General features: G+C 58.5%; 16 protein-coding genes. 6 read left to right on the top strand and 10 right to left on the bottom strand.

Features of this window, described 5'->3' with window-relative positions; all coding sequences use genetic code 11:
* The first annotated feature begins 98 nt into the window (after positions 1-98).
* Together P4L78_RS21495 and P4L78_RS21500 are read left to right on the top strand one after the other, a co-directional pair.
* The gene (locus P4L78_RS21495; protein WP_283147637.1) at positions 99-575 is read left to right on the top strand and encodes an Lrp/AsnC family transcriptional regulator; all 477 of its coding nucleotides are present in this window, start codon (positions 99-101) and stop codon (positions 573-575) included.
* A gap of 207 nt (positions 576-782) precedes the next feature.
* Positions 783-2,528 (top strand): DUF885 domain-containing protein, encoded by a 1,746-nt coding sequence (locus P4L78_RS21500; RefSeq protein WP_309330624.1) that lies wholly within the window; start codon positions 783-785, stop codon positions 2,526-2,528.
* A 237-nt stretch (positions 2,529-2,765) separates the two neighbouring features.
* Here P4L78_RS21500 and P4L78_RS21505 read toward each other — a convergent pair whose 3' ends face one another.
* The 7 genes from P4L78_RS21505 to P4L78_RS21535 form a co-directional block, all read right to left on the bottom strand.
* Positions 2,766-3,035 carry a hypothetical protein gene (locus P4L78_RS21505; protein WP_309330626.1) on the bottom strand — a complete coding sequence of 90 codons (270 nt, stop codon included), beginning with the start codon at positions 3,033-3,035 and terminating at the stop codon, positions 2,766-2,768.
* A 574-nt stretch (positions 3,036-3,609) separates the two neighbouring features.
* Positions 3,610-4,305 (bottom strand): N-acetyltransferase, encoded by a 696-nt coding sequence (locus P4L78_RS21510; protein WP_283147639.1) that lies wholly within the window; start codon positions 4,303-4,305, stop codon positions 3,610-3,612.
* On the bottom strand, positions 4,302-4,934 hold the full coding sequence (locus P4L78_RS21515; protein WP_309330628.1) for a 4'-phosphopantetheinyl transferase superfamily protein: 633 nt from the start codon (positions 4,932-4,934) through the stop codon (positions 4,302-4,304). The genes P4L78_RS21510 and P4L78_RS21515 overlap by 4 nt, the downstream gene beginning before the upstream one ends.
* A gap of 173 nt (positions 4,935-5,107) precedes the next feature.
* The gene (locus tag P4L78_RS21520) at positions 5,108-5,254 is read right to left on the bottom strand and encodes a hypothetical protein (RefSeq protein ID WP_283147641.1); all 147 of its coding nucleotides are present in this window, start codon (positions 5,252-5,254) and stop codon (positions 5,108-5,110) included.
* A 245-nt stretch (positions 5,255-5,499) separates the two neighbouring features.
* The gene (locus P4L78_RS21525; RefSeq protein ID WP_283147642.1) at positions 5,500-6,864 is read right to left on the bottom strand and encodes a sigma 54-interacting transcriptional regulator; all 1,365 of its coding nucleotides are present in this window, start codon (positions 6,862-6,864) and stop codon (positions 5,500-5,502) included.
* 8 nt (positions 6,865-6,872) lie between these two features.
* A complete protein-coding gene (locus P4L78_RS21530) occupies positions 6,873-7,433 on the bottom strand; it encodes a hypothetical protein (RefSeq protein WP_283147643.1) in 561 nt (186 codons plus the stop codon).
* The gene (locus P4L78_RS21535; RefSeq protein WP_309330631.1) at positions 7,420-8,847 is read right to left on the bottom strand and encodes an ATP-binding protein; all 1,428 of its coding nucleotides are present in this window, start codon (positions 8,845-8,847) and stop codon (positions 7,420-7,422) included. Before P4L78_RS21535 ends, P4L78_RS21530 begins: the two co-directional genes overlap by 14 nt.
* A 404-nt stretch (positions 8,848-9,251) precedes the next feature.
* Here P4L78_RS21535 and P4L78_RS21540 point away from each other — a divergent pair, with 404 nt between their 5' ends.
* Complete coding sequence (locus tag P4L78_RS21540; RefSeq protein ID WP_283147645.1) at positions 9,252-10,448, top strand: cation:proton antiporter; 1,197 nt, start codon at positions 9,252-9,254, stop codon at positions 10,446-10,448.
* 103 nt (positions 10,449-10,551) lie between these two features.
* Positions 10,552-11,679, top strand: a complete 1,128-nt coding sequence (locus P4L78_RS21545; protein ID WP_309330634.1) for a YbdK family carboxylate-amine ligase — start codon at positions 10,552-10,554, stop codon at positions 11,677-11,679.
* 52 nt (positions 11,680-11,731) lie between these two features.
* On the opposite strand, the gene P4L78_RS21550 is transcribed toward P4L78_RS21545, so the two are convergent.
* Both P4L78_RS21550 and dinB read right to left on the bottom strand, forming a co-directional pair.
* Positions 11,732-12,781, bottom strand: coding sequence for a porin (locus P4L78_RS21550; protein WP_309330636.1), 1,050 nt, complete (start codon positions 12,779-12,781; stop codon positions 11,732-11,734).
* 190 nt (positions 12,782-12,971) lie between these two features.
* Complete coding sequence (gene dinB / locus P4L78_RS21555; protein WP_283147648.1) at positions 12,972-14,027, bottom strand: DNA polymerase IV; 1,056 nt, start codon at positions 14,025-14,027, stop codon at positions 12,972-12,974.
* A 346-nt stretch (positions 14,028-14,373) separates the two neighbouring features.
* Here dinB and P4L78_RS21560 point away from each other — a divergent pair, with 346 nt between their 5' ends.
* Together P4L78_RS21560 and P4L78_RS21565 are read left to right on the top strand one after the other, a co-directional pair.
* Positions 14,374-14,796 carry a helix-turn-helix transcriptional regulator gene (locus P4L78_RS21560; protein WP_309330639.1) on the top strand — a complete coding sequence of 141 codons (423 nt, stop codon included), beginning with the start codon at positions 14,374-14,376 and terminating at the stop codon, positions 14,794-14,796.
* A 235-nt stretch (positions 14,797-15,031) separates the two neighbouring features.
* Positions 15,032-15,280: a hypothetical protein gene (locus P4L78_RS21565; RefSeq protein ID WP_309330641.1), complete on the top strand. Its 249-nt coding sequence runs from the start codon at positions 15,032-15,034 to the stop codon at positions 15,278-15,280.
* Here P4L78_RS21565 and P4L78_RS21570 read toward each other — a convergent pair.
* The coding region (locus P4L78_RS21570) for an IS3 family transposase (RefSeq protein ID WP_309328651.1) at positions 15,270-15,378 on the bottom strand (109 nt) is incomplete at its 5' end. The two genes, P4L78_RS21565 and P4L78_RS21570, sit on opposite strands and share 11 nt — an antisense overlap.

Here is a 15,378-nt window from a genome sequence, read left to right on the forward strand (position 1 = left end):
GTAGGGTGCGCAGTTGGCGCAGAGTCGGCCCGATATTGCTGAGAAAATGCAGGATTCGTGCAATCATTGAGCGTGATCTGCATGGAGTCTGCACGGATATGCTGGACAAGTTCGATTACCTGATTCTGGCCGAGTTGCAGCGTGACGCACGCGCTTCGCATCAGAGCCTGTCGCAGCAAGTGCCGTTGTCGCCATCGCAAATTGGCCGACGCATCCAGCGCATGGAAGAAACCGGGGTAATTCGCGGTTACCGTGTGGCGCTTGATCCCGAACTGCTGGGCTTGTCGGTGCAGGCGTTTGTCAGCGTGATTCTGGAGCGCCATGGCGAAGCGGCGATCCGTGAATTTGCCGCCGCCGTGCAAGCCATGCCCGAGGTGCTGGAAGGCCACGGCATTACCGGCGATGCGGATTACCTGCTGCGCGTGATCGTGCCCGATCTTCCCGCCTTGTCGCGCTTTGTCATGCACAAGCTCACCGGGCTGCCGGGCGTGCGCAGCGTGAAGTCCAGCGTGGCGCTGGACCCGGTCAAACGTACGGCGACACTGCCGTTGCCCATGCCAGTGAGCAAGGCCTGACTCTGCCGGTTTGGCCGACTGCAGCTTGTACGCACTTGAAACACGGCCGCTGTTGACGCTCTTGCCGCCGCCGCTTTACCGTCTTCAGCTTGCCGTTGTCATAGCGACTGGCCCTACCCGGTGCCGCGCTTGATCTGGCTTACCCAACCACTTTCCAAAGAGAGATCGTCGATGCTCACAAGGCCTCGTGCGGGATTGCTCGCGCTTATGTTTGTTACCCCGTTCAGTGTTGCTAACCAGCCCGCCTGGGTCGTGCGCAGTAACGAGCTGGCACAGCCCGTGTTGCAAGCCCAGGCGCGTTATTCGCCGGAGCAAGCATCGGCCAATGGCCAGGAAGAGTTCGATACTGCGGTGGCCGATCTGGGTCCGCATCTGTACGAGCGGCGCAAGGCGGATTCCGACAAATTGCTGCTTAAACTCAAGGCCGAGCGGACGGTCGAAACCGACCCGAAAGTGCGCGAGGATCTGGATATCCTGATCGGCGCGGTCAAAGACGACGAGCAAACACAGTTGCTGCAACGGCAGAATCTGTTGCAGTTCATTAATGTGGCACAGGTGGTTTACTACGGGCTGGATGCGGTGCTGGAACCGCGCAACAAGCCAGAACGCCAAGCCAAAGCGCTGGTCCGCCTCAATCGTTATGCCGGGCTGGAGCCGGGTTATCGCCCGCTGGCGGACCTGGCGCGCGAACGCACTGAGGATGATCTCAAACGGCGTGGTCTGACCGGACCATATATTGAAGACATCAAGCAGCAACTGGAAAACACCGACGCGATGCTTAAAGGCATCCGCGAAGACTTCACCAACGCCAAGGTCAAGGGTTGGGAGCAACCCTACGCCGCGCTAGAACAACAACTGCACGCCTATACCGAGTGGGCGCGCCAGGCGGTGTTGCCGCGTGCCCGTACCGAGGCGCGACAACCGCCGGCCATCTACGCCGACGAGCTCAAGCAGGTTGGCGTGCCGATTGGCCCGGATGAACTGATCCAGCGCGCCGGGGCGGATTACCAGGAAGTGCTGGGCCAGATGAACGCCGTGGCCGGGCGCATAGCCGCTGAACAGCACCTGCCTTCGAGTGATTACCGCGATGTGATCCGCATGCTCAAAAAGCAGCAGATTGCCCCGGCCGACATGCTGCCGCACTACGAAAGCCGTCTGAAACAGATTGAAGCCATCATCCGTCGTGAGCATCTGGTGACGTTGCCAGCACGCGAAGCCCACATCAGGCTGGCGACCGATGCTGAATCGGCCAGTGTCGGCTCGCCGTTCATGAATCCGCCCCGCTTGATTGGCAATACCGGCGAATATGGCGAATTTGTGATTACGGTGACCAACCCGCATGCGCAGTCTGACGCCAAAATGGATGACGACACCCATCAGGCCGCATCCTGGACGCTAACCGCCCACGAAGCCCGCCCCGGGCACGAGTTGCAGTTTGATTCGATGGTGGAAAAAGGCACTTCCATCGCCCGCGCCATCTTTGCCGAAAACAGTGCCAACGTGGAAGGCTGGGCGGTGTATTGCGAAGCCATGATCGAACCCTACATGCCGCTGGATGGGCAGTTGATCTCGTTGCAGTCGCGCCTGCTGCGCGTGGCCCGAGCTTTCCTCGACCCCATGGTCAACACCGGTCGCATCACCCCCGCGCGCGCCAAGCAGATGTTGATGGACGACGTTTTGATGTCCGAACCCACTGCCCAATCGGAAATCGATCGCTATGCTTTTTCCAGCCCGGCGCAGGCGACGGCTTATTACTACGGCTACACCCAACTGCGCAGCCTGCTGACGCAAACCCAACTGGCGTTGGGTAAGGGGTTTAGTTTGCAGGCGTTCAACGACTTTATTGTTGACCAGGGTTTGTTGCCGCCGACTTTGCTCAAGGTGGCGATTGAGCAGGAGTTTGTGCCGGAGCAGTTGGCTTTGATGGCGAAGGGGAAGGTGGCGGGGAAGTGACGGGGTATTCCCGGGAAGAGGCTGCAGGTGCGTGGCCTCTGTTAGCTTGGCGGTAACTTGGAAATCGAAAGCTTGTGTGGTTAGTGCCTTCGGCACGGATGTGAAAGGCGTTTGATACCCGGGGGTGCCCGGGAGCACAACACCTTTCTTTGCGTCGCCAAAGAAAGGTGTCCCAAAGTCCCGCAGAGCGGGATAGCAAAAGGCGACCCGGGTGCAAGCACCTGACGGGGCCCACGGTCAAAAGCCGAAACGAACAGACTGTCTGCCTGGTGTTTTTGCGCGACTCCGTCGTTCCCTCGGTCGGTCGGAGCCTGGGTCTCCGACTCTCGGTCGGCGTGGTTTGCTGGGTGGAATGCTTGGGTCAGTTGCAACAGCAATAGCAACAGCAACAACAACAACAACAACAACAACAACAACAACAACAACAACAACGACAACAACAACAACAACAACAGCAACAGCAACAGCAACAGCAACAGCAACAGCAATAGTGGGTGCCTCTGACATACCAACCAGCTCGTCATTCCCGCGAAGGCGGGAATCCAGCTGCTACGTTCACCATGACAGCCCCGGCGGCCCCATCGGATTACCGTCAAGGGGGCCGCCTAGGCCGGGAATGACGAAATGGTGGTGGACAAATGGTGGGCGAGGAATTGAATCGTAATCGGCGGCCAACAGAGGATTTGTTTTTCCTCCCCTGAAGTCGCCAAGCGAAGCACGATTGGCCCGGGGTTTCGGGGCCCCACTGTTCGACGCCCGTTTACGGGCTAGCTGGGCACCTGCCGGGGCAATCTTGCATAGCGCAGGGTATCCGGTCGCAGACCGGGCGACGGCTTGGGGTCGCCTTCTTTTTGGTTTCTTTTTCTTGGCGACGCAAGAAAAAGAAACGTGCTCCCGGCACCCCGGGTATCAAAACCAAGCCGTGCCGAAGGCACTAACAACCAGGCTTTTGCAGCATGTAGCCCGGATGAAGCGAAGCGAGAATCCGGGGTTGCAATGCCTCGATTGGCCACCGTTCCTGACTTTGCCTGGTATGGCCCCACCGGATCCAGGCAACAAGTTCCCGGTAAACGTCATGAACTCAACAACTCCGAGGCGTAGCCCGAAACCGCATCCGCTTGGCAAACAAATGCTCCGGCACACCGGCTGCCACAAACGGATGCGTGGACATCTGTACAAACCCCAGCCGGCGATACAGCGCAAACGCTTGGGTATTGCTCGCCAGTACATCCAGAATGATGTCCTGACCTTTACGTGCCGGGAGTTGTCCGCAGGTCATGGCGTGGCTGAATAACGCCGAGAACACGCCGAGCCCGCGCATTTCCGGCACTGTCGCGCAGTGGGCGATCAAGGTTTGGTCGCGGGCGGGTGAGGGGATTTCCCGTTGCAGCACCAGGCCACGACGCAGGATGGCGCCAGTCTGCCGCCAGCCAAAATGGCGGGTGAGTTGCGCGGCCAGGTAGGGTCCATTGAGCAAACTACCGCGCCCGTCCTGAATGCTCATCACCGCGACTGGCTGGTCCGCCAGCGTGGCGACCTGGTGGTGATGCCAGGAGAAATGGCCCAGCGGTTCTTCCAGCGCTTCTTGTAAAAATGCGATGCACGTCTGGCTATCAGCGCCCAGAAAATAGGCAAACTCGGCTTCACCAGCGGCGTAGATCAATTGGGCCAATACCGTCGCATCGCCAGCCGAGGCCTGGCGGTAGCGCAACTGGCTGGAGTGGAACGGCTGCAAGCTGCTGGCTGTGGGATAAACGATGACGTCGTGCGCATTCATAACTGCAGCACCAAAGGGCGAATGGTCACATTGATGGGGTGTGCCGCGACCACAGCCCAATACAGATTCGGCTCAACGACCCCGCTCGCCGCACAAGCGTCGTCCAGCAATGGCAGCGCGGCTGGTTCACCGTAGACATGTTCACGCAGACCACCCTTGAAACCCGCCTCGCGCAGCGTCCATAAGAGATAGAAGCGTTCTGCTTGTTCGGTCGCGCTGGCCTGTTCCACCCACGCCAGATCAGCTGCCGCATAAGCATGCCGCGCCAGCGCCAGTACGTTGCGCGGGCGGCCCAGTTCCAGATCCAGTCCGAGGCGGGTGTTTTGCGCCAATGCCAGCCCCAGCCATGGGCCGGTGTGCGATAGCGATACTGCCAGATCGGGTTGGCGGTCGATTATCGGGCTCGCCTGCGCCCGTTCCAGGATGTTGTTGACTGTCAGCGCGACGCCACTGAGTTCGCCAGCGGCCTGAGCTAGCAAGCAGCGGCCCAGCATGAACTGGCGCCGGCGTTGGACGTTGGCGATCTGACTCATCCGTGCGACGGCATCGTCCGACCAGGGCAGGGCGGACAGCGCGACATCGGTAATGGATGGATCATCAGCAAGAAGAAAGAGGGTTACCGCTGGCATGCCGCTCAGTTTACACGCAGCACACTGTCATGATCGTGGACAAAAAGAGGCCCACCCCATCAAGGGGTGGGCGTTACGTCAGCGCTGGGGGGGGGTAGCGCCGATGTCAGACCCGGGCTGACCTGCTATTGCAACAGGCCAGCTCGGGGTCAGTCGGTCACGGGAGATAAAGCTTACTTCGTCAAACTTTGCGGAGCGCTCGCCGGAGTCGGGTCTGCGCCAGTGGTTGAGGTGGAAGTGCCTGCGGCATAAGCCACAGACCCGAGCATGACAGTGCCGGCAATCAGTGCGAGATTAAGCATGAGTTTTCGGATTTGCATCGGTAAGCTCCTTTCCAATGTGAAATCTGGATGTTTAAAAGACAACCTCAATCTGGAGGTAAGGCTACTAATGCAAGTGGCGTGCCATCTTTAAATACTTATTGTTTTTCAATGTGTTGCGTTTGATGTCATGGATTTTGGTGTAATTGGGCCAGTATAAAAATGAAAAAACGTCGCCATTTGGCGACGCTTATGAAATGCAGGGCAGAAATGGTCATATTCACGGCCTTTCGGCGCTGTCGCTGTCAGGCGACACCCTCGCCGGACTGGCGAAATAATCCCGGATTCAGCCCGTGTTTTTGCAGCAGTCGATAGAACTCGGTGCGGTTACGCCCGGCGATGCGGGCGGCGTCGGTAACGTTGCCATCCGCCACTTTCAAGAGTTGAGTGAGATAGTCCCGCTCAAAGCGGATTTTGGCATCGTTGTAATTCAGAATGCCCTGCGCCGGTAGCCGCAAGGCCCGCTGGACCAGCGTGAGCGGGATGATCGAAGCCGTGGCGAGTGCACACACTTGCTCCACCACGTTGTACAACTGGCGCACATTGCCCGGCCAGGCGGCGCAAACCAGCGCCTCCATGGCGTCGGGCGCATAGCCGGAAACGGCCTTGCTGTAACGCGCTGCCACCTGGCCCAGAAAATGCGTGGCCAGCAGCGGGATGTCTTCGCGCCGCGCCGACAGCGGCGGCAGGGTCAGCGACACCACATTGAGCCGGTAGTACAAATCCTCGCGGAATTGGCCCTGGGCGATGGCGGCATCCAGATCGCGGTGCGTGGCGGAGATAATGCGCACGTCCACGGCCACTGCCTCATTGGCGCCAACCGGGCGCACGGCTTTTTCCTGCAACACGCGCAGCAGTTTGACCTGCAAAGGCTGTGGCATATCGCCAATTTCATCCAGCAGCAGGGTGCCGCCATTGGCGGTCTGGAACAGCCCGCGATGGTTGGCCAGCGCGCCGGTAAAGGCGCCTTTGATATGGCCAAACAGTTCGGACTCCAGCAGTTGTTCCGGGATGGCGCCGCAGTTGACTGCCACAAACGGGCCGCGTCCGCGTGGGCTGGCACGATGCAGCGCGCGAGCCAGCACCTCTTTGCCGCTGCCGCTTTCACCCTGGATCAGCACGCTGGCATCGCTGGCGGCCACCAGCCGCGCTTCGCCCAGCAACTCTTCCATGATCTGGCTGCGGCTGATCAAACCACTGCGCCAGTTCTGGTCGTTTTGCTGTGGCGAGCCACCGCCGGTTGAACTCAGGTTCAACGCTTGCGCCACTTTATCCAGCAACACGTGGGCGTCGAACGGTTTGGTCAGATAGCAGAACACGCCGCGCTGCATGGCCTCGACCGCATCGGGGATCGTGCCGTGTGCGGTTAGCAGGATGACCGGCAAGCCAGGGTGGCGTTGGCGAATTTCTTCAAACAGCGCCATGCCATCCTGGCCAGGCAAACGTACGTCACTGATCACCAGTTGCGGACATTCCACGGCGATTTGCGCCAAAGCCTGCTCGGCCGAGGCCACTGTGGTGGCGCGATAACCTGCGGCATCCAGCCGTAGTGCCATCAGCCGCAACATGTCTGCGTCGTCGTCAACAAACAGCAGGTGGGCTTTTTCCATGGGCTTGTTCATTCCTTGCGCGCCGGGGCGGAAGCTTTGTCGGCCATGTCTTTCTCAATGTTCTTGAGCGCGTCCAGCTGCGTTTTAAGCTGGTCGGCACGGCGCTGGGCATCTTTGCCGGCGGTGGTTTGCTTATCCAGTTGGTCTTCCAGTTTGCGGCGATCGTTCCATTGCTGGCTCAGCAATTGCGCCAGCGGTCGCAACGCGTTGTCGGTGCGCGTCATGTTGTCGACCAGCGCCAGCGCCCGGGTCAGGTCATTGGGGTTACGGGTATGCGATAACAAAATGGCTTGTTTCAACGAGGTTTCCGGGGTCTGCAAGCCATTGGCCAGTTCTGCGGCGCGACGGGTCAGTTCTGCTGGCGGCAGCGCGCGCGTTTGCAGATAGAACTCGGTGCTGGTGCGAATCGGGTCAGGCGGTGGTGCCGGGGCTGGCGTGGGCGTCACCGCCGGGGCAGAGGCAACCGGAGCCGGAATCGGCTTGCGGATGCCCCAGCCGCCAGCGCAACCGGCCAGCAGTGCGCTGCACAACAACAGTGGGGTAAAGCGGGAGGACTTAATGATGATCATCGGGCAACGTAATCCTGAAACGGGCGCCGGGGCCGGTTGCGAGTAATTCAACCGCGCCGCCATGGGCCTCTACCAGCTCACGCACAATGGATAAACCAATGCCGTGACCAGGAGTGGCCGATGGCGGCTGCCCGCCGCCGCGATAAAACGGGTCGAAAATCCGGGGTATTTCTGCAATGGGCACGCCAGGCCCTTCGTCGGCGCATTCAATCAGCGTGGTGCCATCAGCCTGCATGCAAGACAGAGCCACCGTGCCGTTTTCCGGGCTGAAGCGGATGGCGTTGGATAACAAGTTACCGACCACCATACCCAGTTTTTCTGCATCGGCCGTAATCACCGCATTGGGGCCAGCCACCGTGACTTGCAGATTGCGTGCTTGCCACTGCAGTTTCTGGTTTTCTACGGCGGATTCAATCACCGTGCGCACATCGGTACTGGCACGAGTAAGTCGGCGCGCCTGCCAGGCAATGGTCTGGTAACGCAGCAAATCTTCAATGCGGGTCTGCAGCGTTAATACGTTCTGCTGCAGGATGCCGGTGATCTCGCGCTGGCGTGGTTCCAGCGGGCCGATGATACCCTCGTCCAGCAAGGCGACACCTTCGCGTAATGCAGCGAGCGGCGTTTTGAGTTCGTGCGAAACATGCTGCAGCACGCGGGTTTTTTCTTCATCTGAAGATAACAAGCGCCGCCGCAACCAGTCCAGTTGCACGCCCAGTTGCCGTAAATCGCCCGGCCCGCCAATGACTACCGGATCGGCCAGCCGGTTCTCGCCCAGCTGATGAATGGCGGCCGCCACCCGGCGCAGTGGTCGGGCAAAGCCGAGATTCCACGCAATGATCAGCAGCAATGCGATGGCGCCTACGGTGATCAGTTGCCACAGCAGCAAGGTGCGCTGGCGGTCCAGTTCCTGCAAGAATGAGTCGTTACGACTGGCGATGCCATTGCGCGTGTCCTGCACGATCTCGTCATTGAGTTCGCGCAGATGCTCCAGCTGCGCAAACAGATAGTGCTGCTGCAGTTGGGCTTCGTCGAAAGAGCGGGCCAGCACGGAACCCGCAGTTTCTGCGGTTTCCAGCCACTCGTTAAACACTGGCGCCTGCGAGCCGGAAGCCACCTTGATGGCACGTAACGCGGTTTGTGCCTCTTTCCAGGCATCCATATAACGGTCGCGAAATGACGGATCGTTCAGGATCAGGAACTGGCGCGCACTGCGTTCCATGGCCAGCGAGCGCTCTTGCAATCGCTGCGCCTGCTCGGTCAGCGTGGCCGCACTTTGCGAGGTGCTGCGGCTTTGCTGGCCCAGATGTTCCATCATCCACAGAGCGTTCACCGAGGTGCCGCCCAGCAGCAGCACGGTAATCAGGAACAGCGTTGCCGACCAGAATCCCAACGATTGCGGGAAGAACTTCAACATGGGCAGTGCTCCGGCCTGTATGCCTTGGTGTGGAGTTTTTCAATGGCGCAACCACGCGCCGCAAAGTCCCGCCCCGACAAGCTTCCGGCTGTTCTGACTTGCTGTTGGCCTCCGGCCGGTAACGAATTGGCAGAGGCTTTTCTGATCGTTTTGTAGTTTAATCGTAGAACACGAGGATCAGACCATATCACCTGGACACCCTCGTCGCATGCGTGCAGTGCACGCATTTTCAATCAGCATCGTTATTCTGGCCGCCGGTGCACAGTGCTTGTGCTTTGTATCTGCGGCAACCCTTAGTCCAGTCAGTTCACCTTGCGTCATTGCGCTGGCACCCGCCGTTACCCGGCCTGGCCGGTTGCTGCGGATACCGCGCCCCGAACTGCAAATCACTTGTGGAGCCTGGCATGCTTGATCTGGATTTTCTGCCATCCTTTCCCTTTGAATTCAATGTAGTCGCTCTTTTCGGCATTTTGCTGGTCGTCGCATATATTGGCGGCGGCGCAGTTCAGCGGCTGAAGTTCTTGCCGCGCATTACCGGGTTCACCCTGGTGGGTATATTGCTGGGCCAAAGTGGCCTGGGTTTGATCGACAGCGCCACGCTGCTCAAGTTGCGGCCCTTGCTCGATATTGCGCTGGGCGTGGTGCTGTTTGAGTTCGGTCAGCGGCTGGACTTCAAATGGTGGCGGCAAGATCGCTGGCTTGCAGTCAGCTGCGTCACCGAAAGTGTGCTTGGCTTTGCGCTCGCTTTCGGCACTCTGCTGTATCTGGGCTTGTCGCCGCTGGTTTCGGGCATGGCGGCGGCGATCGGAATTTCCACCTCGCCCGCTGTGTTCTGGATGATTGCCCGCGATGAACATGCCGAAGGCCAGGTGACTGATCGAGCCATGAACCTGATCGCCGCCAATGGCGTCATCGCGTTCATCACCGTGGCCATGTTGCTGGTCATGCTGCATCTGGATCAAGGCGCGTCGCTCAAGCTGGCGATCCTGCACCCGTTGTGGCTGGTAGCCGGGTCCATTTTGCTGGGCTTTCTGATGGCGCGCAGCACCTTGTTTCTGGTGGGACTGACCAGCAAAACCGGCGACGGCCAATTGGCGATTTTGATCGGCATGGTGTTGGCGGCCGTGGGCTTCGCCTCAGTTTTGCGTTTTTCTGTGTTGATTACCTTGCTGGTGCTGGGTGTGTTTATCAAGAACATGGACCGCGATCGCCGCGTCGCTGCCGTGGATATTGGCCGTTACGGCTATCTGTTCCTGGCTGTGCTGTTTGTGATTGCCGGCGCCAGTTTGTCCTGGCCCGCGTTAATGGCCGGTGGCTGGGCGGCTTTGGCTTTCACCGTGGCGCGCTTTGCTGGCAAATTTCTTGGCACCATGTTGATTAGCCCGTTCAGTGGCCTCGGGCTGCGTAAATCTGCCTGGTTGGGACTGGTGCTGTTACCGGTATCGGGCACAGCGCTGGTGCTGGCCGAAGATATGGCCCGGCTGTATCCGGAATTCGGCATGACCTTGCGCGGCATTGTGCTGGGATCAGTGGCGCTGCTGGAGCTGGTTGGTCCGGTAGTCACACTCCTGGCATTGCGGCTGGCACGCGAAACCCGTTGAGCGGGATAAACGGAACCGAGTGACATGGATGCCAGCCAAACCCGGGAAGGGGGAGGGCTGGACACATCCACCCTGCGACTCAACTCGACAAGGCCTCGTATCGATGGATGAAATGGATTTCCAGAGTTCCCCGCAGTTATCCATGGGCGTGGAACTGGAGTTGCAAGTGCTTAACACCCGCGACTACAACCTGACCCGCGGCGCGCCGGATTTGCTGCGTTTGCTGGCCAGAACGCCTTACAAGGACACCGTCAAACCCGAAATTGCCGAGAGCATGATCGAGATTAATTCCTCGATCCACACCCGCCACGACGAGCTGGTACAAGAACTGCGCGGCATCCGCGACGAGATCGCCCGCCAGTGCGGCAAGCTCAATTTGGCGGTGGCTGGCGGCGGTACGCACGCGTTTCACCAGTGGAGCGAGCAGCGCATCTTTGATATGCCACGGTTTCATCAGTTGTCCGAGTTGTACGGCTATCTGGCCAAGCAGTTTGTGGTGTTCGGCCAGCATGTGCATCTGGGTTGCCCCAATGGCGACGACGCGGTGTATCTGCTGCATATGTTGTCGCGGCATATCCCGCAATTCATTGTGTTGTCCGGCGCATCGCCATTCTCGCAAGGCGAAGACACCGCGTTTCATACCTCGCGGCTGAACGCCATCAACGCTTTTCCGTTATCCGGGCATATGCCGTTTGTGCAAAGCTGGGCTGAATTCACGGCGTTTTTTGAGCGCATGAAAAGCTTTGGCGTGATTGGCAGCATGAAAGACTTTTACTGGGATATCCGCCCCAAACCGGGCTACGGCACGGTGGAACTACGCATTTGCGACACCCCGCTTACCGTGGAAAAAGCCGCAGCGTTGGCGGCCTTTGCGCAATGTCTGGCTCGTTATTATCTGACGGAGCGACCGCAGCAACCCTCGCCCGACGTCTACGAGCTATACGCCTACAACCGCTTTCAGGCCTGCCGCTTTGGCGCGCAGGGGAACTTCATTAACCCGTATACCGGCGTGCACAGCGAACTTGGTGCCGATATCGCCCAGACGCTGGCGCAAATGCGGCCCCAGGCGGAACGATTGCAGTGCCAACCCGCATTGCTGGCGCTGCAGGCGGAAGTACAAGGTGGTCAGGCTGACAGTCAGTGGTTGCGTGAGGTACTGCAACGTGAGCAGGCGATGAGCGACGTGGTGCGTCTGCAGGCCGAGCGCTGGATGCAGCCGCAGCCGGGTTGATCGCGTGACGAACCGGCATCGCGCCTGCTCGCCACGCCAACTACTGAGCGGATCAGAAGAACGCCAGCAAGCCGATCGACAGCACCTTGCCGTTACCCGGCTGCGTTGGCGTCCAGCCGGTGGTGCCGGAAGTGGTGACAAAACCGTTCTGATCGTTGTTGTTGATGTACGCCGCTTCCGCGTACAGGATCGAGTGTTTGCTCAGGTTGTAGTCAGTGCCGATCTCGAACTGATCCGCCGTTTTGATCTTGCCGCCATTATCAAATTTGCCTTCAAACTGATGCACCCAACCGGCCCGAGGCGTCCACACGCCTACGCTGTATTGGGCCATCAACATGGTGGAATCGCGTTTGAAAGCGCCGCGCGGGTCAGTGGTGTCTTGCGTCGCATGCTGGTAGAGCAAGCCCACAAAGGCGCTGTCCGTGGGATACCACTGCCCGCCCAGCATATACGCCTGCAAGTCGCCATCAGCCGATGTCGTTCCGGTAAAGTCGGTCACGTCCGCCAGACCGGTGCGAACCTTGTGGCTTTGCAAGATATACGCGCCGTACAGTTGAAACGCAGACTGTTTGAAGTGCGCGGCGCCAATGGCTGTGTAATCGTGATTGCCGCCGCTGACAAAGTTGTATTCGCCATCCAGCGTCAGCCCGCCCAGCGACGGGCTGGTGTACATCACCGCACCGGTATTGCGAGTGACATACGTGGCGTCATCGAATGTACTGGCCATGGTGACGTTGGATTCAAAAGTATCAAACTCTTCCACGATCAGATCGTAACGGCTCTTGCCGCGCCCGGAACGCAAGGTGCCCCAAGTGTCATCCTGCACCCCGATCCATGCTTCCCGGCTACCCCACTGACCGCTACTGCCGGTGAGCGCTCCGCTTTCCACTTCCCAGATGGTTTTGGCGCCGCCATCCCATTTATCGGTGCCCTTGAAACCAATCCGCGTACCCACATCCTGGTAAATGACGCTGGTGCCTTGCTTGCCGTTATTACCCGTATCCACGTCGCCCGTGATGATGCCGTAGAGCGTAACGTCGGCCATGGCTGCGCCGGTCAGGCTCATCGCGGCGAGCGCAAGGGTGATCTGCACTGTTTTCATCGGTGTTCTCCGCAAGTTGTGGCCAGGTACAAATATCCAGCCAGAAAAAGGAAAGTGGTATTACCCGGTGATAGTGCAAAACCCTTATGCGCGCTGGTTTCGGCGGGGTCTGACTTACGAGTGGTATCTTTTTGAAGAAAATGTACTGTAATTGCAACAGCAACCGGCTGCGGCCAAATCAAGGCCGTGATCAGAGCAAAGTCAGATTGACCGGCCCCGCCAACGGCGTATCGGCAAAGCGCACCCCGACACCCAGCAAGCGGACCGCTTTATGCCCGCGTGGCCACGCCTGGGTTAACAGCTGCTCAAAAATCTCCGCCCGGGGTTCGCTGCAGATGCATTCCATCGTGGTCTGGGTGAAGTCGTGATATTTGATTTTCACGAAGGTCTTGTGCGGCGGTTCGCCGTCGCGCAGCCGGGCAAAGCGCTCAGTGAAGTCCTCTATCAGCGCGGGCAATTTGGCCATGCAGGCTGCCAGATCAGGCAAATCCTGGTTGTAGGTGTATTCCACCGATAAAGACTTGCGACGGCCATCACGCTGTACCGGCCGCTCATCCAGCCCCCGGCACTGTTTATATAATGACCCGCCAAATTTGCCGAACGCTGCCACCAGTTTTTCCAGCGGCCAGGTCTGCAGATCAGCACAGGTCATCGCGCCCATTTTGTTGATCCGCGCCGCCGTGACCTTGCCCACGCCCCACAATTTGGCCACCGGCAAGGGCTGGATAAACTCATCCACCTGATCCGGACGCACCACAAACTGGCCGTTGGGTTTGTTCCAGTCGCTGGCAATCTTGGCCAATAACTTGTTGGCGGCGATGCCCGCGCTGGCGGTAATCCCCACTTCGGCCTCAATGCGCTGGCGGATTTCCTGCGCAATCAGCGTGGCGCTGCCTTTGCAGTGCGTGGAGCCGGTGACATCCAGATACGCCTCATCCAGCGACAGCGGCTCAATGCGGTCGGTGTAATCGGCAAAGATGCGCTGCACCGCCCGTGATGCCTCGCGGTACTTGTCAAAATGCGGCGGCAGCAGAATCAGATCGGGGCAACGCTTCATGGCCGTGGCGGTAGGCATGGCCGAATGAATGCCAAATTTGCGCGCCGGGTAATTGCAGGTCGACACCACCCCGCGCTTGTCCGCCGCGCCGCCAATTGCCAGCGGCACATCGCGCAGCGCCGGGTTGTCGCGCATTTCGACAGATGCGTAAAAACAATCGCAATCGATGTGAATGATCTTGCGCTGCATGCCAGCCGGGCGCTAAAGGGGAAAGCGCAAATTGTACGATCGTTCTATATGAGGAACAAGAACCGGCTGGCGTTCATCTGGCTGAACTGTGCGCCGTCAGGCGACAGATAAGTCTGCATTTACGACACATAAACGTTCATTGAAACGACACATAACTCTTCATCAACTCCGCAAGTGCTCTCGATATAACCCGAGATTTTTATGCCATTTCCGTCGGCGGAATTTTGCCTTTAAGATGCACATACATTTTTTATATTACCATTGCACATCAATAGCTTAGAGTTGACTTCTCATATTTTTCGCAGTAGGCTTTTCGAGGTTTAACTACTCGATCTGGTCACCTCTCGTGAACCCATTTTCGCGCCATCTCCAACAGCTCAGATCTTGTAGTGGGCTACGCCAGTCTGAACTGGCGGCTCTGGTTGGCTACGAACAAAGTTACCTGTCGGCACTTGAAGCCGGAGTTAAAGGCCCGCCCACCGCAGAATTTGTCTCGCGTCTAAGTCTGGCGCTTCAGCTCACTGAATCGCAGATCAATGAATTGCAGGATATTGTCGAGGCGTCTCAGCGGCGCTACGTACTGCCCGTTGATTGCTCTGAAGAGGTGTTTTATTTGTTCAGAGAGCTTCGCACATGCCTGCCCGGTTTACCCACTGATGAAGCGAAATTGCTCACGGGATTCCTGAGATTAATGCGCGAACGCGCAGGAACTTCATTCGCCCAAAAGAATAGTCCGGACAGTCCACGAAAAGCGGAGGCACAAATGTAAAACGGGACAAACCTTGCGGCTTGCCCCGTGAGAGTCTGGCGACTCTGTGCGCAAAATCAGTATCGCCACCGACCTCTCTCGCGTCAAGCCTCTTACCTCCTTGTTAGTTCTCCGGATCATGAGTTTTCACTGATGAGGGGCGTTTTTATGCCTGTTTCCGGAGATTTCAGAATTCGGTCGTGATATCGAAGGGGTGGCTGCACGCCTTCGGTTTAGAAAATCGAGAACATGCCGTATGAAAACCGCTTCTTCCATTGCCGCACAAGCCGAAGCCGCTTTCCTCAAAACACCAAATACAGCCATGCTGGTCCATGGCGTCAGGAAAATCCATCAGGGCACACGAGGGCGACGAACCGCCCTGTTTCCGAGTAGGAAAAATGGTATTACCGTTGCCCTCGAGAGCCAATTAGAGGCGGACTACTGCCTGGTACTTGAGCGCGACCTGGTCTGGCCCGGCCTCAACGGACACCGGGTTAAGCACTGAGTGCTGAATTACGCAGCTCGAATTCCGCCGGGGTCAGATACCCCAGCGTCGAATGGCGGCGATGATGGTTGTAAAACCGGATGTAATCGAACACATCC

This window comes from Silvimonas sp., from assembly GCF_031291215.1.
Classification (GTDB): domain Bacteria; phylum Pseudomonadota; class Gammaproteobacteria; order Burkholderiales; family Chitinibacteraceae; genus Silvimonas; species Silvimonas soli.

What these genes read in the sequence shown, in the direction of transcription:
- P4L78_RS21510 (WP_283147639.1), bottom strand. Translation starts at nt 4,305, where the DNA reads ATGAATGCGCACGACGTCATCGTTTATCCCACAGCCAGCAGCTTGCAG.
- P4L78_RS21520 (WP_283147641.1), bottom strand. Translation starts at nt 5,254, where the DNA reads ATGCAAATCCGAAAACTCATGCTTAATCTCGCACTGATTGCCGGCACT.
- P4L78_RS21505 (WP_309330626.1), bottom strand. Translation starts at nt 3,035, where the DNA reads ATGTCAGAGGCACCCACTATTGCTGTTGCTGTTGCTGTTGCTGTTGCT.
- P4L78_RS21530 (WP_283147643.1), bottom strand. Translation starts at nt 7,433, where the DNA reads ATGATCATCATTAAGTCCTCCCGCTTTACCCCACTGTTGTTGTGCAGC.
- dinB (WP_283147648.1), bottom strand. Translation starts at nt 14,027, where the DNA reads ATGCAGCGCAAGATCATTCACATCGATTGCGATTGTTTTTACGCATCT.
- P4L78_RS21565 (WP_309330641.1), top strand. Translation starts at nt 15,032, where the DNA reads ATGAAAACCGCTTCTTCCATTGCCGCACAAGCCGAAGCCGCTTTCCTC.
- P4L78_RS21535 (WP_309330631.1), bottom strand. Translation starts at nt 8,847, where the DNA reads ATGTTGAAGTTCTTCCCGCAATCGTTGGGATTCTGGTCGGCAACGCTG.
- P4L78_RS21515 (WP_309330628.1), bottom strand. Translation starts at nt 4,934, where the DNA reads ATGCCAGCGGTAACCCTCTTTCTTCTTGCTGATGATCCATCCATTACC.
- P4L78_RS21525 (WP_283147642.1), bottom strand. Translation starts at nt 6,864, where the DNA reads ATGGAAAAAGCCCACCTGCTGTTTGTTGACGACGACGCAGACATGTTG.
- P4L78_RS21550 (WP_309330636.1), bottom strand. Translation starts at nt 12,781, where the DNA reads ATGAAAACAGTGCAGATCACCCTTGCGCTCGCCGCGATGAGCCTGACC.
- P4L78_RS21540 (WP_283147645.1), top strand. Translation starts at nt 9,252, where the DNA reads ATGCTTGATCTGGATTTTCTGCCATCCTTTCCCTTTGAATTCAATGTA.
- P4L78_RS21545 (WP_309330634.1), top strand. Translation starts at nt 10,552, where the DNA reads ATGGATGAAATGGATTTCCAGAGTTCCCCGCAGTTATCCATGGGCGTG.
- P4L78_RS21495 (WP_283147637.1), top strand. Translation starts at nt 99, where the DNA reads ATGCTGGACAAGTTCGATTACCTGATTCTGGCCGAGTTGCAGCGTGAC.
- P4L78_RS21500 (WP_309330624.1), top strand. Translation starts at nt 783, where the DNA reads ATGTTTGTTACCCCGTTCAGTGTTGCTAACCAGCCCGCCTGGGTCGTG.